Source organism: Micromonospora sp. NPDC005413, assembly GCF_040606435.1.
Lineage (GTDB): Bacteria > Actinomycetota > Actinomycetes > Mycobacteriales > Micromonosporaceae > Micromonospora.
This window is the reverse complement of the sequence record NZ_JBEXEV010000036.1, coordinates 41,298-63,793: the sequence shown is the minus strand read 5'-3', so window position 1 is coordinate 63,793 and position 22,496 is coordinate 41,298. Positions and strand designations below refer to the sequence as shown.

Below are 22,496 nucleotides of genomic sequence, written 5' to 3'. Positions count from 1 at the left end.
CATCGACTAGGGGCGTACGCGCTGATCGGCGGCGAGGGGAGACCGTCACCGCTCGCCAGATCATCGACAGCCGGGGCAACCCCACGGTCGAGGTCGACGTCGTCCTGGCGGACGGGTCCCTGGGGCGCGCGGCTGTCCCCTCCGGTGCCTCCACCGGTGCCCGGGAGGCCGTGGAACTGCGCGACGGAGACTCCGCGCGCTGGCACGGCAAGGGCGTCGACCGCGCGGTGGCCCACGTCAACGGGGAGATAGCGGCGTCCGTGCGCGGCCGGGACGCAGCGGACCAGGCGGGTCTCGACGCCGCGTTGGTCGCCCTCGACGGCACCGCCACGAAATCTCGGCTCGGCGCCAACGCGATCCTCGGCGTCTCCCTCGCCGCCGCCAAGGCCGCCGCCGCAGCCCACCACCAGCCCCTCTACCGCTACCTCGGCGGCGCCGACGCCCACCTCCTGCCGCTGCCGACGATGAACATCGTCAACGGCGGCGCCCATGCCGACAACCCGCTGGACTTCCAGGAGTTCATGATCGCGCCCGTGGGCACGGACACCTTCGCCGAAGCCGTCCGCATGGGCAGCGAGGTCTTCCACACCCTGCGCCGGGATCTACTGGCCGCCGGGCATTCCACGGGCGTCGGCGACGAGGGTGGCTTCGCGCCCGCGCTGCGTACCGCTGAGGAGGCGCTCGACTTCGTGCTGGCCGCCATCGAGCGCACCGGCTACCGTGCCGGCACGGACATCGGCCTGGTCATGGACCCGGCGTCGTCGGAGTTCTTCCGCGACGGGGTGTACGACTACGCGGGCGAGGGGGTGCGCCGCACCCCCTCGGAGCACGCCGACTACCTGGCCAGGCTCATCGACGCCTACCCGGTCGTCTCCATCGAGGACCCGATGGCGGAGAACGACCTGGACGGCTGGCGCGAGCTCACCGCCCGCGTCGGCGAGCGCTGTCAGCTCACCGGCGACGACGTGTTCTGCACCAACGCGACGCTGCTGCGCGAGGGCATCCGCACCGGCGTCGGCAACTCGGTCCTGGTCAAGGTCAATCAGATCGGGACCCTGACCGAGGCGCTGGCCGCGGTGACCATGGCTCACCAGGCGGGCTGGACGGTTGTCATGTCGCACCGCTCGGGCGAGACGGAGGACACCACCATCGCGGATCTGGCGGTGGCGACCGGCTGCGGTCAGATCAAGACCGGCTCGCTCTCCCGCTCCGACCGCACGGCGAAGTACAACCAACTGATCCGGATCGAGGAGGAGTTGGGCGACTCGGCGCGTTTCGCAGGCCGCTCCGCACTGCGGCGGGCGTGAACAGCAGGCAAAGGTAGCAACCACGCGGGCCTCCGATCACGATCGGTGCACCAACCGGAAGCGCTCGGTGACCACCATGGTGTCGTCGTCGGCCGTGAACCCTGGATCGCCCAGCTCGGCGCGCACTTCCGCGCTGTGCCAGAACGTCTCGTGCCCCGCCCGCCACTGCGCCACCGACTCGTCCCCCTCGCCCTCGTCCAGGGCGTGTTGCAGGTCGACGTCGGCGAGCCGTAACACCCGCACCTCGGTCAGCTCGATCACCGCGACCCGCCGACCCTCGGAGTTCACCACGGCGGATCGTTCGCCCACCTCGGGCAGCGGGTCGCCAGCGCGCTCGTATCCGACCAGCAGGGCGGACGTCGAGGTCTTGGTGCCGGAGAGGATCGTGGCCACCAGACTGTCCCGCAGCGGTCCCGGAAACGCGAACTCGGCAAGCGGAAGATCGTCGATTTCCATGCGCGGAGGGTACGTGATCGATGACCCGCGAGGGACCGTGTCGACAGGGGCGCCCGGCCGGCAACTGGCCGCCGGGTGGCCGGGGTGCTCGCACTTCCTTTGCTCTGCTTCAACGGACGCAACGGCGGGTGTCCGGATATCGGACGCGTGGTGTTGCGTGGAGTGAAGCAGAGCAAAGGACGCAGTGCAGGGGTCGTCCCCTGTCGACGGCTCGGGTTGGCCTGACAGGCGACCGCGTCGGGACAGTTAGCGAATGATCGGCGGGGCCAGGTCAGGTGTGGTGGATCGGGGTCTCCAGCTCGCTGAGCGGGCGACCCGAGCCGCCCCAGGCCTGGGCGGTGATCTCGGCGGCGATCGCCACGGCCGTCTCCTCCGGTGTTCGCGCGCCCAGGTCCAGCCCGATCGGCGAGGAGAGCCGGGCCAGCGCGCTCTCCTCCACACCCGCCTCGCGCAACCGGCGCATCCGGTCGTCGTGTGCGCGGCGGCTGCCCATCGCGCCGATGTAGCGGGCGGGTGTGCGGAGGGCCACCTGGAGCAGCGGCACGTCGAACTTGGGGTCGTGCGTCAGGACGCAGAGCACCGTGCGGTCGTCGACGGTCGTCGACTCCAGGTACGCGTGCGGCCACTTGACGACGAGGTCGTCGGCGTCCGGGAAACGCGCGCGGGTGGCGAACACCGGGCGGGCGTCGCAGACCGTTACGTGGTAGCCGAGGAACCTGCCCATCCGGGCCATCGCGGCGGCGAAGTCGATCGCGCCGAAAATGATCATTCGGGGCGGCGGCACGTACGACTGGACGAACACGGCCACCTCATCGCCGCGCTGCTCCCCCTGCCGGCCCAGGTGGATCATGCCGGTGACGCCGAGGGCGAGCATCCCGCGCGCCTGCCGGGCCGCCGCGTCGTCCAGGTCGGGTGCACCGAGGGTGCCCGCGACCCGGTCGGGCCAGATCACCAGTTGGGCGTTCTCGACCGATGCGGTGGCGACCGGGCGGCCGTCCCGGATCGCGGCGAGCACCTCGTCGGGCTCGGTCATCGCGACACTCGGTTGGACCAGGATCTGGATCGTGCCACCGCAGGTCAGGCCGATGTCGAACGCGTCGTCGTCGCTGACACCGAAGGTCTGGGTGTGGGCCGTTCCGGTCTCCAGCGCGGTCCGGCACAGCTCATAGACGGCACCTTCGACGCAACCGCCCGAGATGCTGCCCAGCACCTCGCCGTGCACCGAGACGGCCATCGCCGCGCCCGCCTGCCGGGGCGCCGACTGCCAGGTCCGTACGACGGTCGCGACGGCGAACGCGACGCCGGTGGTGCGCCAGCCCGTCAGCCCGTCGACGATGTCCCGCATGGCCGCACGATCCGGGAGCCCCGGCGGCACCGTCAACGGCGACCTAAGCAGTTACTTAGGTCGCCGTTGACTTTGGCCACCGCCGGGCAGAGATTTTGCCGGACTGCGGGAGGTGCGACATGCAGGTGCCGGCACCGTTCGAGTACGAGCGAGCCACCAGTGTGGACCATGCGATCGGCCTGTTGGAGCGGCTGGGCGGCACGGCGCGCCTGATCGCCGGCGGGCACAGCCTGCTGCCGATGATGAAGCTGCGGCTGGCCAACTTCGACTACCTGATCGACATCAACGACCTGCACGCCGAGCTGGGCTACATCGAGACCGGCCCGGACGAGGTACGCATCGGAGCGCTCACCCGGCATCGGGAGCTGCTCGAATCCGCCGTGCTGGCGGCGGCGTTCCCCATCTTCGCTGACGCCGAACGGGTGATCGCCGATCCGGTGGTGCGTAACCGGGGCACCCTGGGCGGCTCGCTCTGCCAGGCCGACCCGTCCGAGGATCTCTCGGCGGTCTGCACGACGCTGGACGCGCGGTGCGTGATCCGTGGTCCGGGCGGCGCCGAGCGGGTCGTGTCGATGGAGGAGTTCCACGTCGGGCCGTACGAGACGGCCGTCGCGGACGACGAGATCCTCGTCGAGATCCGGCTGCCGGTGCGGCCGGGCTGCGGCAGCGCGTACGCCAAGGTCGAGCGCCGGGCCGGCGACTGGGCCGTGGTGTCGGCCGGCGCGGCGGTGTGGCTCGACGGCGGCGCGATCGTCGACGCCCGGGTCGGGCTCGCGGCGGTCGGCCCCAACACGACGGGCATTCCGGAGATCTCGGCGGCGCTACGCGGGCAGGAGCCCTCGGAGAGCCTCTACGAGCAGGCCGGGGCGATCGCGGCGCGCAACTGCGACCCGGTGACCGACCAGCGCGGCAGTGCGGACTACAAGCGGCATCTGGCCGCCGAGCTGACCAGGCGGACCCTGCGCCGGGCCGTCGAACGGGCGAGGAGCTGAGCATGCAGGTCACCATGACCGTCAACGACGTCGAGGTCACCCGGGAGATCGAGGCCCGACTGCTGCTGGTGCACTTCCTGCGGGACGTGCTGGGCCTGACCGGCACCCACTGGGGCTGCGACACCAGCAACTGCGGCACCTGCGTGGTCTGGCTGGACGGCGAGCCGGTGAAGTCGTGCACCGTGCTCGCGGCGATGGCCGGCGGCCACCAGGTGCGTACCGTCGAGGGCCTCGCCAAGGGTGCCGAGCTGGACCCGATCCAGCAGGGCTTCATGCAGTGCCACGGTCTGCAGTGCGGCTTCTGCACGCCCGGGATGATGATGACCGCGCGGGCGCTGCTCGACCGCAACCCCGATCCGAGCGAGACGGAGATCCGGGAGGCGATCTCGGGTCAGATCTGCCGGTGCACGGGTTACGCCACCATCGTCCGCTCGGTCCGCTGGGCCGCCGTGGCCGAGGCGCAGGCCGCGGCCCAGGTCGCCGAGACCACCGAATCGCCCGAGGCCGGCGAGATCGCCGACGCCGGCCAGACCGCGGGGGCCGTCGCATGACCACCGTGCACGAGCGCGTGGACACGTTCCACGACAACGACCAGAAGCCCGTCGGGTACGGCCGGATGCTGCGCAAGGAGGACCCGAGGTTCCTCCGTGGTCGCGGCCGGTACGTCGACGACGTCCAACTGCCCGGCATGCTGCACCTCGCGATCCTCCGGTCCCCGGTGGCGCACGCCCGGATCGTCAGCATCGACACGAGCGCCGCCGAGGCGTCGCCCGGGGTGAAGGCGGTGGTGACCGGGGCGATGCTGGCGGAACAGAACCTGGCCTGGATGCCGACCCTCTCCAACGACGTGCAGGCCGTGCTCGCCACCGACAAGGTGCGCTTCCAGGGCCAGGAGGTGGCGTTCGTCGTCGCCGAGGACCGGTACGCGGCGCGCGACGCGTTGGAGCTGATCGAGGTCGAGTACGACGTCCTCGACCCGGTGATCGACGCGCGTCGCGCCTTGGAGCCGGGCGCCCCGCTGATCCGCGACGACCTGGATGGCAAGACCAACAACCACTGCTTCGACTGGGAGACCGGCGACGAGGCGGCCACCGAGGCGGTCTTCGCCCGCGCCGACGTCGTGGTCAGCCAGGATCTCGTCTATCCCCGGGTGCACCCGGCGCCCATGGAGACCTGCGGGGCGGTCGCCGACTACGACGCCGTCGACGGCAAGCTGCGACTCTGGTCGACGACCCAGGCGCCGCACGCGCACCGCACCCTCTACGCCATCGTGGCGGGCCTGCCCGAGCACAAGATCCAGGTGATCTCGCCGGACATCGGTGGCGGGTTCGGCAACAAGGTGCCGATCTACCCCGGGTACGTCTGCGCGATCGTCGCCTCGATCGTCACCGGCAAGCCGGTGAAGTGGATGGAGGACCGCTCGGAGAACCTGATCAGCACCGGCTTCGCCCGCGACTACATCATGCGCGGGGAGATCGCCGCGACCCGCGACGGCCGGATCCTCGGCATCCGCACCAACGTGCTGGCCGACCACGGCGCGTTCAACGGCACCGCCGCCCCGGTGAAGTACCCGGCCGGCTTCTTCGGGGTCTTCACCGGCAGCTACGACATCGAGGCCGCGTACTGCTCGATGACGGCGGTCTACACCAACAAGGCGCCCGGCGGCGTCGCGTACGCCTGCTCGTTCCGCATCACCGAGGCGGTCTACCTGGTCGAGCGGATCGTCGACTGCCTCGCTGACGAGCTCGGCATGGACCCGGCCGAGCTGCGGTTGAAGAACTTCATCCAGCCGGAGCAGTTCCCGTACACGACGAAGACCGGCTGGGTGTACGACTCGGGCAACTACGAGCCGACGATGCGGCTGGCGATGGAGATGGCCGGCTACGACGAGTTGCGCCGCGAGCAGGCCGAGAAGCGGGCCCGGGGCGAGCTGATGGGCATCGGAATCGCGTTCTTCACCGAGGCCGTCGGCGCCGGCCCTCGCAAGGACATGGACATTCTCGGGCTGGGCATGGCCGACGGCTGTGAGCTGCGCGTCCACCCGACCGGAAAGGCCGTGGTACGCCTCAGCGTGCAGTCCCAGGGTCAGGGGCACGAGACCACGTTCGCGCAGATCGTCGCCGAGGAGATCGGAATCCCGCCGGCGGACATCGAGGTGCTGCACGGCGACACCGACAACACCCCGTTCGGCCTCGGCACGTACGGCAGCCGTTCGACGCCCGTGTCGGGCGCGGCGGCGGCCCTGGTTGCCCGCAAGGTCCGCGACAAGGCCCGGATCATCGCCTCGGGGATGCTCGAGGTGTCGGTGGCCGACCTGGAGTGGGAGAAGGGCGCGTTCCACGTCACGGGTGACCCGGGACGGTCCGTCACGATCCAGGACATCGCCCTGCGCGCGCACGGGGCGGGTGACCTGCCCGAGGGCATCGAAGGTGGGCTGGAGGCGCAGATCTGCTACAACCCGTCGAACCTGACGTACCCGCACGGCGCGTACATCTGCGTGGTGGACATCGATCCCGGCACCGCGCAGGTGACGGTTCGACGGTTCATCGCGGTCGACGACTGCGGCACCCGGATCAACCCGATGATCATTGAGGGGCAGGTGCACGGCGGGTTGACCGACGGGGTCGGCATGGCCCTGATGGAGATGATCGCGTTCGACGAGGACGGCAACTGTCTCGGCGCGTCCCTCATGGACTATCTGATCCCGACGTCGCTGGAGGTGCCCGACTGGGAGACCGGCTTCACCGTGACGCCGTCGCCGCACCACCCAATCGGTGCGAAGGGCGTGGGTGAGTCCGCGACGGTGGGGTCGCCGCCCGCGATCGTCAACGCGGTCGTGGACGCCCTGAAGCCCTTCGGCGTCCGCCACGCCGACATGCCGCTGACGCCGTCGCGGGTCTGGGACGCGATGCGCGGCCAGGCCCGGCCGCCGATCTGAGGGAGCCGAGGATGACCACCATCGCGGAGCGCGCCCGGGAGCTGACCGACACCCGGGAGCCGTTCGTCCACGCCACCGTGGTCCGCGCACAGGACCCGACGTCGGCCCGGCCGGGTGACGCCGCGGTGATCCGTTCGGACGGCTCGATCGAGGGCTTCGTCGGCGGGGCGTGCGCCGAGAGTTCGGTGCGGGCGGCAGCACTCGACACCCTGCGCGACGGCACCGCGCTGCTGCTGCGGGTGCTGCCGGACGGCGCAGCCCCGTTCCCGGAGACACCGGGGGCGCGGGTGGTGGTCAACCCCTGCCACTCCGGCGGCGCGATCGAGGTCTTCCTTCGACCGATGCTGCCGGCGCCGGCGCTGCGGGTGGTCGGCAGCACGCCGATCAGCGCCGCGGTGGCGACCCTCGCCGCGTTCCTCGACTTCGACGTCGTCACGGCCGACGACTGCACCGGCTGCACCGCCGTCGTGGTGGCCGGGCTCGGCAAGGGCGAGCAGGAGGCGATCCGGGCCGCGCTGGACGCCGGCGTGGGGTTCATCGCGCTCGTCGCCAGTGGCAAACGCGGCGCGGCTCTGCTCGACGAGCTGGGCCTGACCGACGCCGAACGGGCCCGCGTCCACTCACCGGCCGGGGTGGACATCGGCGCGCAGACGCCACCGGAGATCGCCCTGTCGATCATGTCCGAGATCGTGCGGGCAATCCGGGTGGACGGGCTGACCCCGTCCTCGGGCGCGCCGGTCGCCCGGCCGCAGCAGGCCGTCGACCCGGTGTGCGGAATGACCGTGCTGGTCGGCTCGGAGACCCCGCACGCCCGAGTCGACGGGCAGGACCTCTGGTTCTGCTGCGCCGGCTGCCTCGCGAGTTACACGGCGGCGTAGCCCGTGTTCCTGACCGGCCTGGTGCTCGCCGCGGGCGCGTCGGTGCGGCTTGGCGAGGCGAAGCAACTGCTCCCGTACCAGGGGCGGACGCTGCTCGACGCCACCCTCGACCTGGCCCGCTCGTGCGACTTCGACCAACTGCTCGTCGCCCTGGGCGGCGCTGCGGGCGAGATCCGCGGCCGGGTGGACCTGACCGGCTGCCAGGTCGTGGAGAACTCGGCGTTCAGCAGCGGCTGCGGGTCGTCGGTCAGCACGGCCGCGCGGGCGGTGGACCCGCGCGCCGACGCGCTCGTGCTGCTCCTCGGCGACCAACCCGGCGTCCGCGCCGAGGACGTCCGCCGGGTCGCCGGGGCGGCCACCCCGCTGGCCGTGTGCCGGTACGCCGACGGGCTCGGCCATCCGTTCCGCTTCGGCCGCGCGGTCCTTCCCGAGCTGTACGACCTGCACGGCGACAAGGCCGTGTGGAAGCTGCTGCACTCCGGTCGCCACCCGGTGACCGAGGTGCCCGTCGACGGGCCGGTGCCGATCGACGTGGACACCCGAGCGGACTACGAGCGCCTGTTGGCGGGCGAGGCATGAAGGACGCCCTGACCGTGCGGCACCGCCTCGACGCCGTCGACTACCTGGTCGACGACGGCATGGCGATGGCCCTGTTCCTGGCGTTGCGCCTCGGCCGGCCCCTGCTGCTGGAGGGTGAGCCGGGTGTCGGCAAGACCGCTGCGGCGAAGGCGTTGGCCCGCGCGCTGGAGACGCCGCTGATCCGGTTGCAGTGCTACGAGGGGCTGACCGCAGGCGAGGCGCTCTACGAGTGGAACTACCAGCGACAACTGCTGGCGATCCGGCTCGCCGAGGCGAACCATGCCCGGCTCACCGATGCCGACCTGTTCAGCGCCGAGTTCCTCCAGGAACGGCCGATCCTGCGGGCCGTACGCCACCGGGGGCCGGTCCCACCGGTGCTGCTGATCGACGAGATCGACCGGGCCGACGACGAGTTCGAGGCGCTGCTGTTCGAGTTCCTCGGTGAGGCCGGCATCACGATCCCGGAACTCGGCACGTTCACCGCCCGCACGCCGCCCGTCGTGGTGCTCACCTCCAACCGCAGCCGGGAACTGCACGACGCGCTACGCCGCCGCTGCCTGTACCACTGGATCGACTTCCCCGAGCCGGCCCGCGCCGTGGAGATCGTCCGCCGGGCCGTACCGGGCGCCACCGAGCCGCTGATCCGCACGGCGGTCCAGTTCATCGGCGGCGTACGCGACCGGGAGTTGGAGAAGGCGCCCGGGATGGCGGAAACCATCGACTGGGTCGGGGCGCTGGCGGTGCTGGGCGCCGCCGACCTGGCCGCCGACAACGTCGCGCAGACCATCGGCACCATCGCCAAGACCCCCGACGATCGCGCCGTGGTCGCCGCCGCGCTCGGCGCCTACCAGGAGAGTCAACCATGAAGATCACCAATGAGTTCACCGTCACCGTCCCGATCGAGCGGGCGTGGGCGGTGCTCACCGACCTGGAGGGAATCGCGCCCTGCCTGCCGGGCGCCCAGTTGACCGGTGTCGACGGCGACGTCTACCGGGGACGGGTGAAGGTCAAGGTCGGGCCGGTCATCTCGGAGTTCGCGGGCACCGCCCGGTTCGTCGAGAAGGACGACACGGCCTACCACGGGGTGATCGACGCGAAGGGCCGCGACGCCCGGTCCACCGGGAACGCGTCCGCGCTGGTCACCGCCCGACTGCGCCCGGACGGCGACCGGACGCTGGTCACCGTGGACACCGACCTGAAGATCTCCGGCAAGCTGGCCCAGTTCGGCAGCGGCATGATCAAGGAGGTGTCGGGCAGGTTGCTGGCCCAGTTCGTCGCCAACCTGGAAGCCAAGATCGCAGCCGACCAGCCGACGTCAGCCACCGTCGGGGCCGCTACGCCAGTGCCCGCCGCCCGGACCGGGTCCGATGCCGTCACGTCCGCGGCGCAACCCGAACCAGGGCTCGCCCCGGCCGCGTCCGCCGCGGCGGTCGCGACCACGCCCACCACCACCGCTGTCGCGCCCTCCCCGGTCGAGCCGTCGCCGCTCGCCCCCTCGTCCGCCGAGCCGCCGCCGACCGGGCAGCCGGCCGCCGAGCCATCCGCCGCCGGGTCGCCAGGCGTCGGGTCGCCGCCGATGAAGCCGTCGCCGACCGAGCTGCCGGCCGTCGGGTCGCCGCCCGTCAGGTCGTCGCCGATGGAGCCGTCGCCTGTCGAGCCGCCGGCCGCCGGCATGCGGGCCACGCCGACCGCCGAGCCGGAGGCGCTCGACCTGCTCAGCATCGCTGGCGGTTCGATCACCAAGCGGCTCGTACCGCTGGCCGTCGGTCTTGTCGCGGCCGGTGCGGTGATCGCCTGGCTGGTCGCACGCCGGTGAGCCCGGCCGTGCTGCGCGGGGTCGACCGGGCCGCGTTCGCGGTGGCGTTCGCCAGCCGGCTGCGACGAGCTGGCATCCCGGCCGGGCTCACCGACGTGGACGACTTCGTCCGGGCACTCGCCGCCAGCCCACCCGACTCGATGTCCACGCTCTACTGGACCGCCCGGATCAGCCTGGTCCGACGGCACACCGACCTCGCCGCGTTCGACCGCGTCTTCGCGGCGATCTTCGCGGATCCCCCGCCACTGCCCCGGCCGTCGCGGTCCGCGCCTCCGACGGAGGGTCACGACGACGTGTACGTCCGGGTGCCCGCCGACACCGACGACGTGGGCTCGGGCGGCGGCCTGCCGTGGGCCACCCTGCCGCCAGCCGTCGCAAACGCGACGGAACACGACACCGCACTGCGGCTGCCCGAGCGGCGCCCCAGCGCCCTCGCCGGGCTCGCCGACCGCCCGTTCGACGAACTCGACGCCGCGCAGGTCACGCAGCTCGGCGACGCCCTACGCGCGGCCGTCGCCGGCTGGCCGACCCGGCGCACCCGGCGACACACCGCCGGCCCGACCGGTCCCCGGATCGCGCTGCGACCCACCATCGCCCGGGCCCGCCGCACCGGCTGGGAACCCGTCGAGGTCGTCCGCGAGCGGCCGGTGAGGCGACCACGCCGGGTCGTGCTGCTCTGCGACGTGAGCGAGTCGATGCGGGCGCAGGCGACCGCGTACCTGCATCTGATGCGGGCGTTCGCGGTGGTCGCCGACGCGGAGGTCTTCGCGTTCGCGACGACGCTGACCCGACTCACCGTGGTGCTGCGACACACCTCGGCGGCCGAGGCGGTCGCCCAGGCGAGTGCCGCCGTGACCGACCGGTACGGGGGCACCCGGATCGCCACGAACCTGCGCGCCCTGCTCACCTCCCACCACGCGGACGCCGTACGCGGGGCGGTGGTGGTGATCGGCTCGGACGGCTGGGACAGCGATCCGCCCGACGAGCTGGCCGCGGTGATGGCCCGGTTGAGCCGCCGCGCGTACCGGATCGTCTGGTTGAATCCCCGCGCCGGCACACCCGGCTTCGCCCCCCGGGTCGGCGGCATGGCCGCCGCTCTCCCCTACTGCGACCGGATGCTGCCGGCCGGCACCTTCCAGGACCTGCTGGTCGTCGCCCGTCAGCTCCAGAGCGTCACGTGCACCGACGGCCGGAAGTGGCCGACGCTGACGCCCGCGCCGCGCATCATCGCCTGAATCGCCCTCGGGGTCGACGAGAAGCGGCACAGCTCGTCGGCGGCCGACATCGAGCCGGGGCTGGTGAGCACCTGCGAATGCCACACCGCTTCCATCGTCGCGTGCGGCCCCGCCACCTGCACCAGGTGGCCCTGGCGGACGTCCGGCGCGACGGTGAACGCGAGCGCCGGTGAGACGCCCTTGCCCCGCTTGGCCTCCCCCAGCGCCGCCGCGTGGCTCTGGAAGATCTGCTGCCGGTCGTCCGGCACGGCGAAGCGGCGCAGCATCGCCGGCACCCCACCCAGCTCTGAGGTGGCCGACGGCCCAAGCAGCCAGGTCTGCTCCCGCAGTTGCCCGGGAGACGCCGGCACACCGGCGAACGGGTGATCAGGGCCGACGACGAGGACGAGGCGGTAGTTCATCACCGGCCGGCAGGTGATCGCGGGGTCGACGACCGGTGGCTGCGGTCCGATCGCGATGTCCGCGGCGCGGGTCAGCAACAGCGACCCGAACGTGCCCGGGTTGCGCACGCTCAACTCGACGTCCAGGTCAGCAGCCCGCTTCGCGAACAACTCGATCAGCCCCGGCGCGGCGAACTCGGCAAACAGGCTGGACGTGGCGACCCGCAGCAATCGGCGGCCACGCTTCGCGGCGCTCACCTCCAGCATCGTGCGGTCCTGCAGGCCCAGCAGCTCGGCCGCCCGACTGGCCAGCCGAAGCCCACCCGGGGTGAACGCGAGCCCCGCCGCCGTCCGGATGAACAGTTTGTCGCCGAACTCCTTGCGCAACTGTGCGATGTGGAGCGACACCGCCGACTCGGAGACCTGAAGCTCCCCGGCAGCCTGCTTGACGGAGCCCAGCCGGACCACGGCGACGTACGCGCGAAGTTGCGTCGGGGTCATCGGCGTCACCCTCTTCCGCCCGATCGCGTGGTTCGGCTCTCCGTCGAGACGAACCACGATCATGCCCCGCTGATCGGCCCCGCCGCCAGCACCTGATCGACCGATCGTCACGCGGTGGTGCTGCTGACCACCCCGTTGGCGGACACGCAGTACACATCGCCGGCATTCGCCTGGTGCGGGAGGGCGAGCAGGTGCGCTGCCATGTCGTTCGCGGGTATCCAGCTCTCGAACGTCATCGACTTGTCGTCGCCCAGCGCGACGTCGAAGCCGTCGAAGCCGAGCGCGGTCAGGCGATCCAGACACCGGTAGGCGACCGGGCGCGCGATCGTGGTGAACTCGAAGGAGAGGGCGGGCAGCGGGCGGCTCAGGCCAGCCAGCACCTCGTCCTCGAAACCCTCCACGTCGATCTTGGTGAAGGCCGGCACGCCGTACCGGTCGATCAGCGCGTCGAAGGTGACCACCGGGACCTCGATGGCCGCGTCCCACACCTCGCCCTCCCATCCGCCCGCGCCCTTCGCCGCCTGCACGAAGTCGGACGAGGCGGTCGACACGGTGGGGTTGGTCGAGTTGACGTGGAACCGCACGCTCCCGGCGACCGCGCCACACGCCGCTTCGACCAGAGTCACCTGGTCATCGTCGGCGTAGATCGCACGCAGGGCGCGTATGCACAGCGGCTGCGGCTCCACGGCGACGACCCGGGCCCCGAGGCGTCGGAAGCTGCCGATGTGGTCACCCACGTGGGAGCCGATGTCGAAGACGAGATCCCCACCCGTGACGAACCGGGAATAGAAGGCGTCCATTCTCGCGTCGCGCTCGGCGTCGCCGTAGTAGACGGTCAACGAGCGGTGCAGGAGAGACATGGCCGGATCGGTCCTGAGCGCCGCGACCCTGCTGCCGATGGTATCCGTCATCTATCTGTTCCCGTCCGTGAGAGGGGCGCGAGCGGGGCCGGGACTACGGCCCGAAGGCGGTCAGGAACCGGTCCCGGAAGGTGTCCATCGGCCAGACCGGGGCCTGGGGACCAGGCTTGAGCCCGTCCTGCCAACCCCACCCGGAGATCCGGTCCAGTACGGCCCGGTCTCGGGTGATGATCGTGATCGGGACGTCGTGGCTGGCGTTCTCGCCGGTGACGACCGTGGCGGGCTGGTGGTCGCCGAGGACGATGAACACGAGATCGTCGTCGCCGTAGGTCTCCACGTAGGAGATGAGCGTGCTCAGCGTGTACTCGATGGAATGCCGGTAGTCCGCTCGGATCTGGGCGGTGGTGCGACGCCCCTCGTCCGCCGCACCGCCACCGGCTGCGGCGTCGTGGAAGGTCGCGCCGTCGCCGACGGTGGTCCAGTCGATCAGCCGCGGAACGGGCGTCCAGGGCGCGTGGCTCGACACCAGCGCGAGTTCCGTCATCGTTGGTCTGCCGTCCTGCTTCGCCTGCTCCAGGCCCTGCCAACTCGACAGGGTGTATTGGTCGGGCATGGTGCCGAAGCTGAACTTCGGGCCGTGGTAATCGAGCGTCTTGGCGTTGTAGAACCGGTCGTAGCCGAAGAACGAGCCCTCCGGCCACGCCCTGGTGACGGCGGGCATCACGCCCACGGTCTGCCAGTTGGCTCGTCGAAAGGCACCGTTGAGGGTCATCCGGTCGCTCGCCAGCAGGGTGCGGTGACGCTGATCATTGTCGATCCAGAGGCCGGAGAGCAGCGTGGCGTGCGCGAGCCAACTGCCGCCGCCGAACGTCGGTGAGGTGAGGAAGCCGCTCTGCGCGGCGAAGCCCGCCGCGCCCAGCCGGCTGGTTCCGCTGTCGAGGACCGCGCCGACCTGCGGGGCGAACTCCGGATCCTCGACGGCGTCCCGGCCGTAGCTCTCCACGAAGGAGATGACCACGTTCTTCCCGCGCAGCGCGGTCAGTAGTTGGTCGCCCGGAGTGTCACGGAACCTGTCGGCGTCGACCAGGGTGGAGAACGTCTTCCGGTCGTTGAGACGCAGGCGCACCTGGAACCCGTGACCGTTGGCCAGGGTGGTCGCGGACGTATCGGCAACCGGTACGCCCGGCAGCACCCGCACGTTGAACGCGGCGCAGACCACCCAGACGACCACCAGCGCCGCCATGATCCGGGTGGTACCGGCGCGGTGCCGGATCACCAGCCGACTCAGCCGCCGCACCGAGAGCGTGACCAGGACGGGCAGGCCGACCGCCACCACCGCCACGACGATTGCGGCGCCGATAGCCCCGGGCCGACCGTACGACTCGCTGAGGAAGGCGAACGCGTCATCGAGCAACGCCCAGTCGAGCACCGGGTCGAACGCCCGACCGAGGGAGGCGGAGAACCCCAGATCGAGCAGCTTCAGCATGCCGAGCAGGCCGAGGGCCACGCCGGCGACCGTCGCGACCAGCCGACTCCCCCGGGACGGCAGCGCGACCAGGAGGGCAACGAACAGCAGCGCCTCCAAGGGGATCCGCACGAACCCCGCCGGGGTGAGCTGGCCGAAGTCGTACGGCGCGGTGAGCACGAGCAGCGCGAGCAGCGCGGCCAGGACGGTCGTCAGCCAGGCGAGGACGGAGCGTTTCGTCCGAACCTCACCGTCGGTGCCGCCGTTGGCGGGAGCGCCCGAGCGTTCACCCCTCATCGCCCTCCGTCCCTGGCTCGGCAGCTGACGTACTCGTGTCAAGAGCGACAACCCGGGCATCCTTCCATGATCACTGGTGAGTACGGCACGCGTCCGGCTCAGACCCGGGCGATTTCACTTCGGGCCACAGCGACCGTCGGGCGCGCCTGCCAGGGCAGCCCATCCGTCTTCCCCGCGCCCAGCCCGCCCAGCGGAGAGTCGGCGCACTGGGTGCTGTGGCTCGCCTGACCGCTCGGGTGGACCAACACGCCCCTCATGCCCGGGGTGTCCTCGACGATGGAGTCGCGGCGGAGGTGACGGGTCACCCACAGCCAGGTGACGTCACGCCCGAACGACTCGATCAGCAACGCCAGGGACACCATCAGCACGACGGTCGTCAGCGGCCCGGGCAGCACGTCACCCATCGCCACGGTCAGCAACACGCCCTGGACCGCCGCGACGACCTTACGCCAGTAGCGCGGCGGCAGAGGTCCGCGCATCCACCCCAACACCCAGCTCGCGGCGACGAAGACGTACCGCATCGCACCGATCGCGAGCACCCAGCCGCCCACCGAGGGTGCCACGTGGAGGCAGAGCACCAGCACCAGGAAAGAGTCGATCTCCATGTCGAAGCGCGCGCCGAGCTCGCTGGTGGTCCCGGTGCGTCGGGCCGTGTACCCGTCGACCGCGTCGAGGGCCAGCGCCACGGTGGTCAGGGCGACCATCAACGCGACAGGTGCCGGCCGGGCCAACGAATCCGCTGCCAGGGCCGTCACGCCGCCGACGAGGATCGCCCGGCTCAGGGTCACCTGGTCGGCCGGACTCAGACCACGCGCACCCGACCGGGACATCCCCCGGCTGAGCAGGATGCACAGGACCACCCCGTACGCCAGCCCCGCCAACCACCCCGCCGCGCCCAGACCGACCGTTCCCGCGAGCACCGCCAGCACGACGATCTGCACGATCAGTCCGATGACCGGACCAGTTCGAACCCCTGACATCGTGCCTCCGTGGCTCTGGTGTGTGACCCTGACCGGCAACACGGAAAATATGACCGATCGGTTCATTCCGAAACGCGAGCCAGCGGAGGGGTGCGGTCAGTCCCGGCCGCACGTGCGGAGTTCAGCCCGATCCGGCTGCCGGCTTGGCGAGGGCGTGGAGCGCCGCAGTGGTCGCCGGGTCCGCGGGAAAGAACGCCTCGACGGCCAGCCCGGACACGGTGACGTCCAGCGGGGTGCCGAAGAGGGTGGTGGTGCTGAAGAAGGACAGCTCCTGGTCCCCGTGGCGGTACCGGAGCGGGATGACGATACGCGAAACGGCGTCGCTGATCGGCGCCGCGACGTCGGTGCCGCTGGGATAGCCGCGAAGCTCCTCATGCAGCGCGGACAGCGCTGGGTCGTTGGTCGTCGCGGCCTGGTGGCGCAGTCGCTTGAGCAGATGGGCGCGCCACTCGGGCAGGTTGAGGATTCGCGGGGCCATGCCGCCGGGGTGCAGGCTGAGGCGCAGCACGTTGACCGGTGGGGCCAGTAGATGAGCCTCGACACCGGCGGTGAACAGCGCGAGGGCAGCGTTGGCCTCGACGAGTTGCCAGTGCTCGTCGATGAGCACTGCGGGGTACGGGTTGTGCCCGTCGAGGATCTGCCGTACGGCGGCACGTACGGGAGCCAACTCCGGGTCGTTCAGCTCGTGGCGGGGGTAGGCGGGGGCGTATCCGCCCGCGAGCAGCATCGTGTTGCGCTCAGCCAGGGGCATGTCAAGTTGCTCCGCCAGCCGCAGGATCAACTCGGGGCTCGGCCGAGATCGCCCGGTCTCGACGAAGCTCAGATGCCGGGCCGACACGCCCGCCTCGATCGACAGGTCGAGCTGACTCATGCCGCGAGTTCGGCGCCAGTCGCGCAGCAGCTCCCCGACCGGTCGCCCCGGCATGGTCATGGTCGTCACGCCCCGACCCTAATGACCGCGCCGGAGGCAGAGCCATTACCTGCGACGTAATCGACAGCGCGCCCGAGCACCCGAAATCATCTCTTCGGAGGAAACGCCCCCCATCCCCACCTGGAGGAGAGACTCATGGCCAACGCGTACGGGATCGCTCACCTGCGAAAGGCGCCCATCCACGCCGACGTGCTGGAATACCTGGAGCGCATCCAGTCCACCCTCGTGCCCTTCGGTGGCCGGTTCATCGTCCACGGTGGGCCCGTCGAGGTGTTGGAAGGCGACTGGCCGGGCGATGTGGTCATCATCGAGTTTCCCGACCTGGCCGCGGGCCGCTCCTGGTACCGCTCCAGCGCCTACCAGGAGATCAAACCCTTGCGGACGAGGCACCTCGCCGGTGAGGTGATCCTCGTCGAAGGAGTTGAGGCCGACCACAGCTCGCCGCAGATCCGTCGGTCAGGCGAGGAACCGGGTGGTCGGCAACGAGCGTTATGACGCTGAGGTATCAATATGACTCAGAGTCATAACGCTTGAACGACACCGCGCCCGGTTCGGGCGGCGGCCAGCGGCCATCGGGAGATCAGCTCGGGTCGGGCAGCCACGGCGTGAGGACGGCCGGGTCGGCGACGTACTGCTCCACCTGCTTCCTCTCTGGCTCGGTCAACGTCAGCGCGCGAAGGCGGGCGCCCCACTCGGAGACGCGCTCCGCCTTCTCCAACGCGACCGACAGCTCGATCAGCGCGGCGAGCGCCATCGCCTGCTCGACCACCGGAGCGTCCTCCTCGCGGCGGCGCATCCCCGAGTCGAGCGCCCGGTAGGCCGCCCGGTCGTCGGTCTTGAACTCGCGCAGGATTCGAGCGTTGTCGAGCACCCGCGCGAGGCCCTGCAACTCCGTCGACCCGCCGTACTCCAGCTTCTCCGGTTCGTCCCGCCGGATGAAGATGATGGTGTTGCCCGACGGGTCGACGATGCTGAACCGCGACGCCCCGGCACGGTAGCGGGTCATCCGGGGCAGACCCTTGACCAGCACCTTGCCGTACGTACGGCGCATCGCCTCGGTGAACGCCGCGTGGTACGGCGCGACCGCGTCGACCATCACCAGGCAGCCGCCGGACGTCTCCTTCGCCGGGTCCAGGCCTTTCGGTGCGGGGCCGTAATGCAGGTGGAAACCACTCCACGCGAAGGCCAGATACACGTACGGCTTGTGTTGCTCGTAGGTCACCTCGAACCCGAGTGCCCGCCAGAACGCCAGGGTCTCCGCCGGCGCCGGGCAGGGCAGCAGTGGCACCGTGGTCTCGTTCGGCTGGACACGGTCCTCATTGGTCGTCATGGTCACTCCCGGTCCCGTCGGCAGGTCGGCCATTGTGCCAGCACCGGCGACGCGTTCCGACGGGTTTCGTCTCCTACCCAGGGAGGAGGCGCCGCTCAGACCGCCGGCCGCAACCGGGGCTCGCGGTCGGACGCGACCGGCGGACACGGTCGCGAGCATCTACAGACATGGCAATCGATCTGCGCCGGGCGGCACACTGGCACCGCCCACTCATGCTCTTCGTCGCCGCGATGGCGGCGCTCACCGTCGTCTGCGCGGTCGGCATCGTCGTCGACTCGCGGGTCCTCACCGGATCGCCGATCTGGCTCAAGCCGTTCAAGTTCGCGGTGTCCTTCGTGCTGTATGGCCTCACCCTCGCCTGGATGCTCTCGCTGCTGCCACGACGGAGCCGGGTCGCCGAGTGGGCGGCCACGGTCATCGTCGCCGTGTCGGTGATCGAGCTGGTGGTGATCGTCTGGCAGGTCATCCGGGGCACGACCAGCCACTTCAACGGCACGACGCCTCTCAACGCCGCTCTCTTCTCGGCGATGGGCGCGGCGATCATGGTGCTGTTCGTCGCGCACCTCGTCATCGGGATCGTGGTGTTGATCCGGCGGATCCCCGACCGGGTCGCCGCCAGCGCTGTCGGATGGGGCATCGGCCTGTCCCTGCTGGGCATGCTGGCGGCGGTGCCGATGGTGCTGCCCATGCAGGAGCCGGGGATCGAGGGCATCAGCGGGGCGCACAGTGTCGGCGTCCTCGACGGCGGGCCCGGGTTGCCGCTGGTTGGCTGGAGCACCACCGGTGGGGACCTGCGGATCGGGCACTTCGTGGGCCTGCACGCCCTGCAGGCACTGCCGATCCTGGCGATCCTGCTGACCCGGTTCATCGGCACCCGGCTGGACGAGCACACCCGCGCCCGGCTCGTGGTCGTCGCGGGTGGCGCGTACGGCGTACTCACGCTGCTGTTGACCTGGCAGGCCCTGCGCGGGCAGCCGCTGCTGCGCCCGGACGCCCTCACGCTGGCCGCCGTCGCGGCCCTGGTGGTCGCGACCGCGACCGCCACCGCGGCGGTGCTGGCTCGCCGGACCCGGCCGGAACTGGCGCTGGCCGCATGACCGCGACGCTGTTCACCCTGACGTTCGCGGTGGCCGCGCCGTTCTGGGCGCTGATGATCCTGCTGCCGCGCTGGTCGTGGACCGCTCGGATCATCTCGTCGCCGCTGATCGTGCTGCCGGTCGTGGTGATCTACGGGCTGCTGGTGATCCCGGCGTTCGGCGACGTGCTGCCGGCCGTGACGTCACCGACTCTGGAGGGGGTGCGCGACCTGCTCGGCACCTCCGACGGCGCGGCGGCGGGCTGGGCGCACATGATCGCGTTCGATCTGTTCGTCGGCCGGTGGGCGTGGCTGGACAGCCGGGAACGGGGGGTGCCGGCGCTGGTCATGGCTCCGGTGCTGGTGCTGACCATCCTGCTCGGACCACTCGGCCTGGCCGCCTACCTGGCCGTGCGGCCCCGGTGGCGGGGCGCTCGTGCCGTCGAGCCGCAGCAGCACCTAGGCTGACCCGGTGGGGTGGGCGGGACGGTTGTTCGACGCGCGGGACACGCTCGTGCGGACGGTGCTGCTCGACCTCAGCGGGGTGGGCTACCTGGTCTTCGGCACCCAGGCAGGTCGCGAGCCGACGGTGACACAGTGGATTCTCGCGGTGGTCGCGTTCGCGGTCGCCCTGGTGTTGCACCGCCGGCCGGTGGTCAACCTGGTGGCGCAGGCGGCGCTGCTGGCGGTCGCGATCTGCCTGGTCGACGACATCATGATCAACCAGGTGGGCGCGAGCTGGGCTCTGCTCGAGGTCACCATGCGGGCGCGTCGCGGCCACACCATCTGGCTGGCCGCCGCGCTGCTGGTCGTGGTCGATTTGACCGACTCGATCGGCGACCCGGCCGGCCGGGTCGCCTCCGGCGTCGTCGGGCTGGCCCTGGAGGTCGGCGTTCCCGTGCTGCTCGGGCTGGTCATCCGCACCAACCGGGAGCTCGGTCTGCAGGCCGTGGAGCGGGCGGCCGCGGAGCAGCGCCGGCGCGAGTCGGAGAGCCGGGCGGCGCGCGCCGACGAACGCAGCGCCATCGCCCGCGAGCTGCACGACGTCATCGCGCACCACGTGGCGTCGATGGTGCTGCGGGTCGGCGTGGCCCGGCACGTGCTCACCGACCTGGAACCCCGGGTGGGCGAGGTGTTCGACGACGTGCACGGCACGGGCACGGCGGCCCTGGCGGAGCTGCGCCGGCTGGTCGCGGTGCTGCGCGACCCCGATGGGGTACGCGGCGACGCGGCCCTGACCGCGATCGAGCCGTCCGCGCTGCCGGCGGCGATCGGTGCGGCGGTCGACCGGGCCCGTCAGGCCGGTATCACCGTGGAGGCCGACCTCGACCCGGCGATCGGCTCGCTCGACGCGGTGCGCGGCCTGGCGGTGCTGCGCCTGACCCAGGAGGCACTCACCAACGTGGCCAAACACGCGGGAACGTCCGCGCTGGCGCACCTCGTGGTCGCCGTCCGCGACGGGGCCGTGCACTGGGAGGTCGCCGACAACGGCCGCGCCGGGGTGCCGGCGGGCGCGCCGGCCGGTGGCGGTCACGGCATCATCGGAATGCGCGAACGCGTCGAGGTCCTCGGCGGCCGGCTGGAGGCGGGCCCGACCGGCACCGGGTGGCGGGTACGAACCGTGCTCCCGACCGTGGTCCCCGCCGGGACGCCGGTCGTGTCGGTGCCGCGCGAGCGCGAGGCCCCGGCCGGGTCACCCACGCCGGAGCCGGCGTGATCCGGGTGCTGCTGGTCGACGACCAGCACCTCATCCGGGCGGGGCTGCGCATGCTCTGTGAAGCCCAGCCCGACATCGAGGTCGTCGGGGAGGCCGACAACGGCCGCGAGGCGATCCCGCTCGCCGCGCGGCTCCTCCCCGACGTCGTCGTCATGGATCTGCGCATGCCCGGGGTCGACGGGATCACCGCGACCAGCCGGATCCTCGCCGAACGTCCCGCCACCCGCATCCTGGTGCTGACGACGTTCGGCGACGACGACCACCTCTACCCCGCCCTGACCGCCGGGGCCTGTGGGTTCCTGCTCAAGGACGCGCCCCCGACCGAGCTGCTGGACGGCATTCGCCGGGCCGCCGTCGGGGACAGCCCGTTCAGCCCGGAGGTGCTGCGACGCCTCGTGCAGCGCGCGGTGCACGCCCGTGCCGAGACACCACGGCCGGTGCAGGGTCTGACCGCCCGGGAACGGGACGTGCTGAACCTCGTCGCCGAGGGCCTCTCCAACACCGAGATCGGCGACCGGCTCCACATCGGTGTCACCACGGTCAAGACCCACATCACCAGCCTGATGACCAAGACCGACAGCCCCAACCGGGTACGCCTCGCCCTGTTCGCTCGCGGTGTCTGAAGGTCAGGCCCTCATCCGCGCGGACACGACGATGACGAGCACCAGCGGCACGATCAGCAGTGCCGGGGCGACGACCGGTAGGTGCAGGGCGACCAGGGCGCCGACCGCGGCGCCGACCATGAGGGCCAGCAACACCTGAGCCTTGGGGCGCAGCGTGCTCCACGGGCTGCGTCCGGCGACGCCGGCGATCAGGCTCGTGAGCGTGCCGGTCAGGTACGTGGAGGACAGGCCGGACACGCCGAACCGTTGGATCGCACTGCTCTGCACGCCCAGCGCCACCGCGGACAGCATCAGCAGCGCGAGATGGACGTGGGCGTCGGGGGCCCCGAGCGTGGCCTCCCAGACGACGAGGAACACGACGAACACCGCCAGCTCCAGGACCAGCGCCCAGGTGACCCGCCGTGGCCAGACCGGATCGTCCGGTTGTGCCGAGCCGACGACGCGGGCGCCCGCGAGGACGCCGACGATGAAGCTGATGATGGCGCAGCCCGACGTGAGGGCCAGCTCGGCGTCACCTCTGCCCGCCGAGAGTCCGAGCAGGACCATGTTGCCGGTCATGACGCTGGCGAAGGCGCCGCCGAGGGAGAGGAACCCGATGGCGTCGGCGCTCCCGGTCAGGAAGGTGAGCACGACGACGAGCGCCTGCCGTCGCCGTAGGAGGTGCTGGTCCCCCTGACCCGCGACGCGGGGGTGGATGACGTGGGGCACTGTGCTCGACACTGTCGGCTACCCTCCAGAGATTGTTCTTCGTATACACTTTGTCCGGATACACGTTCACGGAGAGGCGACCA

21 protein-coding genes and 2 pseudogenes are annotated in these 22,496 nt (G+C 71.3%); 14 read left to right on the top strand and 9 right to left on the bottom strand.

Annotated elements, in window-relative coordinates; all coding sequences use genetic code 11:
- Positions 1-38 precede the first annotated feature (38 nt).
- Positions 39-1,307, top strand: a pseudogene (gene eno / locus ABZS37_RS27840) (phosphopyruvate hydratase); the annotation flags it as partial.
- A gap of 36 nt (positions 1,308-1,343) precedes the next feature.
- Here eno and ABZS37_RS27835 read toward each other — a convergent pair.
- Positions 1,344-1,763, bottom strand: a complete 420-nt coding sequence (locus ABZS37_RS27835) for an ASCH domain-containing protein (protein ID WP_355173726.1) — start codon at positions 1,761-1,763, stop codon at positions 1,344-1,346.
- 271 nt (positions 1,764-2,034) lie between these two features.
- Positions 2,035-3,108 carry an XdhC/CoxI family protein gene (locus tag ABZS37_RS27830; RefSeq protein WP_355173724.1) on the bottom strand — a complete coding sequence of 358 codons (1,074 nt, stop codon included), beginning with the start codon at positions 3,106-3,108 and terminating at the stop codon, positions 2,035-2,037.
- Between the two features lie 119 nt (positions 3,109-3,227).
- Between ABZS37_RS27830 and ABZS37_RS27825 the strand changes: the two genes are divergently transcribed.
- The 8 genes from ABZS37_RS27825 to ABZS37_RS27790 are packed head-to-tail and all read left to right on the top strand — an operon-like array spanning position 3,228 to position 11,546.
- On the top strand, positions 3,228-4,100 hold the full coding sequence (locus ABZS37_RS27825; RefSeq protein WP_355173722.1) for a xanthine dehydrogenase family protein subunit M: 873 nt from the start codon (positions 3,228-3,230) through the stop codon (positions 4,098-4,100).
- A 2-nt stretch (positions 4,101-4,102) separates the two neighbouring features.
- Positions 4,103-4,651 carry a (2Fe-2S)-binding protein gene (locus ABZS37_RS27820; RefSeq protein ID WP_355173720.1) on the top strand — a complete coding sequence of 183 codons (549 nt, stop codon included), beginning with the start codon at positions 4,103-4,105 and terminating at the stop codon, positions 4,649-4,651.
- Entirely contained in the window at positions 4,648-7,038 is a 2,391-nt protein-coding gene (locus tag ABZS37_RS27815) for an aerobic carbon-monoxide dehydrogenase large subunit (protein ID WP_355173718.1), read from the top strand. The genes ABZS37_RS27820 and ABZS37_RS27815 overlap by 4 nt, the downstream gene beginning before the upstream one ends.
- 11 nt (positions 7,039-7,049) lie before the next feature.
- A complete protein-coding gene (locus ABZS37_RS27810; protein WP_355173716.1) occupies positions 7,050-7,916 on the top strand; it encodes an XdhC family protein in 867 nt (288 codons plus the stop codon).
- Positions 7,917-7,919: 3 nt separating this feature from the next.
- A complete protein-coding gene (locus ABZS37_RS27805) occupies positions 7,920-8,495 on the top strand; it encodes a nucleotidyltransferase family protein (protein ID WP_355173714.1) in 576 nt (191 codons plus the stop codon).
- Positions 8,492-9,361: a MoxR family ATPase gene (locus ABZS37_RS27800; RefSeq protein WP_355173712.1), complete on the top strand. Its 870-nt coding sequence runs from the start codon at positions 8,492-8,494 to the stop codon at positions 9,359-9,361. The genes ABZS37_RS27805 and ABZS37_RS27800 overlap by 4 nt, the downstream gene beginning before the upstream one ends.
- The gene (locus ABZS37_RS27795) at positions 9,358-10,311 is read left to right on the top strand and encodes an SRPBCC domain-containing protein (RefSeq protein ID WP_355173710.1); all 954 of its coding nucleotides are present in this window, start codon (positions 9,358-9,360) and stop codon (positions 10,309-10,311) included. The genes ABZS37_RS27800 and ABZS37_RS27795 overlap by 4 nt, the downstream gene beginning before the upstream one ends.
- Positions 10,308-11,546 carry a VWA domain-containing protein gene (locus ABZS37_RS27790; RefSeq protein WP_355173708.1) on the top strand — a complete coding sequence of 413 codons (1,239 nt, stop codon included), beginning with the start codon at positions 10,308-10,310 and terminating at the stop codon, positions 11,544-11,546. The genes ABZS37_RS27795 and ABZS37_RS27790 overlap by 4 nt, the downstream gene beginning before the upstream one ends.
- Here the strand turns inward: ABZS37_RS27790 and ABZS37_RS27785 are convergent.
- The 5 genes and pseudogenes from ABZS37_RS27785 to ABZS37_RS27765 form a co-directional block, all read right to left on the bottom strand.
- Positions 11,471-12,427, bottom strand: coding sequence for a LysR family transcriptional regulator (locus ABZS37_RS27785; RefSeq protein WP_355173706.1), 957 nt, complete (start codon positions 12,425-12,427; stop codon positions 11,471-11,473). The two genes, ABZS37_RS27790 and ABZS37_RS27785, sit on opposite strands and share 76 nt — an antisense overlap.
- Positions 12,428-12,534: 107 nt before the next feature.
- Positions 12,535-13,338, bottom strand: coding sequence for an FkbM family methyltransferase (locus ABZS37_RS27780; RefSeq protein ID WP_355173704.1), 804 nt, complete (start codon positions 13,336-13,338; stop codon positions 12,535-12,537).
- 43 nt (positions 13,339-13,381) lie between these two features.
- Entirely contained in the window at positions 13,382-15,049 is a 1,668-nt protein-coding gene (locus ABZS37_RS27775; RefSeq protein ID WP_355173702.1) for a sulfatase-like hydrolase/transferase, read from the bottom strand.
- 305 nt (positions 15,050-15,354) lie between these two features.
- Positions 15,355-16,029: pseudogene (locus tag ABZS37_RS27770) on the bottom strand (CDP-alcohol phosphatidyltransferase family protein); the annotation flags it as partial.
- Between the two features lie 121 nt (positions 16,030-16,150).
- The gene (locus tag ABZS37_RS27765; RefSeq protein ID WP_355173738.1) at positions 16,151-16,960 is read right to left on the bottom strand and encodes a helix-turn-helix transcriptional regulator; all 810 of its coding nucleotides are present in this window, start codon (positions 16,958-16,960) and stop codon (positions 16,151-16,153) included.
- Between the two features lie 135 nt (positions 16,961-17,095).
- On the opposite strand from ABZS37_RS27765, the gene ABZS37_RS27760 reads away from it, so the two are divergent.
- A complete protein-coding gene (locus ABZS37_RS27760) occupies positions 17,096-17,455 on the top strand; it encodes a DUF1330 domain-containing protein (protein WP_355173700.1) in 360 nt (119 codons plus the stop codon).
- A gap of 85 nt (positions 17,456-17,540) precedes the next feature.
- Here the strand turns inward: ABZS37_RS27760 and ABZS37_RS27755 are convergent, their stop codons facing one another.
- Complete coding sequence (locus tag ABZS37_RS27755; RefSeq protein WP_355173698.1) at positions 17,541-18,290, bottom strand: glyoxalase; 750 nt, start codon at positions 18,288-18,290, stop codon at positions 17,541-17,543.
- Between the two features lie 167 nt (positions 18,291-18,457).
- Between ABZS37_RS27755 and ABZS37_RS27750 the strand changes: the two genes are divergently transcribed.
- Genes ABZS37_RS27750 through ABZS37_RS27735 form a run of 4 tightly spaced genes read left to right on the top strand, consistent with a single transcriptional unit; the run spans position 18,458 to position 21,705 of the window.
- Complete coding sequence (locus tag ABZS37_RS27750) at positions 18,458-19,387, top strand: hypothetical protein (protein WP_355173696.1); 930 nt, start codon at positions 18,458-18,460, stop codon at positions 19,385-19,387.
- Positions 19,384-19,833 carry an ABA4-like family protein gene (locus ABZS37_RS27745; protein WP_355173694.1) on the top strand — a complete coding sequence of 150 codons (450 nt, stop codon included), beginning with the start codon at positions 19,384-19,386 and terminating at the stop codon, positions 19,831-19,833. The genes ABZS37_RS27750 and ABZS37_RS27745 overlap by 4 nt, the downstream gene beginning before the upstream one ends.
- Before the next feature lie 4 nt (positions 19,834-19,837).
- Complete coding sequence (locus tag ABZS37_RS27740; protein WP_355173692.1) at positions 19,838-21,082, top strand: histidine kinase; 1,245 nt, start codon at positions 19,838-19,840, stop codon at positions 21,080-21,082.
- On the top strand, positions 21,079-21,705 hold the full coding sequence (locus ABZS37_RS27735) for a response regulator transcription factor (RefSeq protein WP_355173690.1): 627 nt from the start codon (positions 21,079-21,081) through the stop codon (positions 21,703-21,705). Before ABZS37_RS27740 ends, ABZS37_RS27735 begins: the two co-directional genes overlap by 4 nt.
- A 3-nt stretch (positions 21,706-21,708) precedes the next feature.
- Here ABZS37_RS27735 and ABZS37_RS27730 read toward each other — a convergent pair whose 3' ends face one another.
- A complete protein-coding gene (locus ABZS37_RS27730; protein ID WP_355173688.1) occupies positions 21,709-22,425 on the bottom strand; it encodes a YoaK family protein in 717 nt (238 codons plus the stop codon).
- Positions 22,426-22,496 lie beyond the last annotated feature (71 nt).

Excerpts from the sequence above, each read along its gene's own strand:
- ABZS37_RS27780 (WP_355173704.1), bottom strand. The coding sequence starts at position 13,338 with ATGACGGATACCATCGGCAGCAGGGTCGCGGCGCTCAGGACCGATCCG.
- ABZS37_RS27820 (WP_355173720.1), top strand. The coding sequence starts at position 4,103 with ATGCAGGTCACCATGACCGTCAACGACGTCGAGGTCACCCGGGAGATC.
- ABZS37_RS27800 (WP_355173712.1), top strand. The coding sequence starts at position 8,492 with ATGAAGGACGCCCTGACCGTGCGGCACCGCCTCGACGCCGTCGACTAC.
- ABZS37_RS27745 (WP_355173694.1), top strand. The coding sequence starts at position 19,384 with ATGACCGCGACGCTGTTCACCCTGACGTTCGCGGTGGCCGCGCCGTTC.
- ABZS37_RS27785 (WP_355173706.1), bottom strand. The coding sequence starts at position 12,427 with ATGACCCCGACGCAACTTCGCGCGTACGTCGCCGTGGTCCGGCTGGGC.
- ABZS37_RS27795 (WP_355173710.1), top strand. The coding sequence starts at position 9,358 with ATGAAGATCACCAATGAGTTCACCGTCACCGTCCCGATCGAGCGGGCG.
- ABZS37_RS27815 (WP_355173718.1), top strand. The coding sequence starts at position 4,648 with ATGACCACCGTGCACGAGCGCGTGGACACGTTCCACGACAACGACCAG.
- ABZS37_RS27765 (WP_355173738.1), bottom strand. The coding sequence starts at position 16,960 with ATGACCATGCCGGGGCGACCGGTCGGGGAGCTGCTGCGCGACTGGCGC.
- ABZS37_RS27825 (WP_355173722.1), top strand. The coding sequence starts at position 3,228 with ATGCAGGTGCCGGCACCGTTCGAGTACGAGCGAGCCACCAGTGTGGAC.
- ABZS37_RS27760 (WP_355173700.1), top strand. The coding sequence starts at position 17,096 with ATGGCCAACGCGTACGGGATCGCTCACCTGCGAAAGGCGCCCATCCAC.
- ABZS37_RS27755 (WP_355173698.1), bottom strand. The coding sequence starts at position 18,290 with ATGACGACCAATGAGGACCGTGTCCAGCCGAACGAGACCACGGTGCCA.
- ABZS37_RS27775 (WP_355173702.1), bottom strand. The coding sequence starts at position 15,049 with ATGAGGGGTGAACGCTCGGGCGCTCCCGCCAACGGCGGCACCGACGGT.
- ABZS37_RS27835 (WP_355173726.1), bottom strand. The coding sequence starts at position 1,763 with ATGGAAATCGACGATCTTCCGCTTGCCGAGTTCGCGTTTCCGGGACCG.
- ABZS37_RS27750 (WP_355173696.1), top strand. The coding sequence starts at position 18,458 with ATGGCAATCGATCTGCGCCGGGCGGCACACTGGCACCGCCCACTCATG.
- ABZS37_RS27810 (WP_355173716.1), top strand. The coding sequence starts at position 7,050 with ATGACCACCATCGCGGAGCGCGCCCGGGAGCTGACCGACACCCGGGAG.
- ABZS37_RS27830 (WP_355173724.1), bottom strand. The coding sequence starts at position 3,108 with ATGCGGGACATCGTCGACGGGCTGACGGGCTGGCGCACCACCGGCGTC.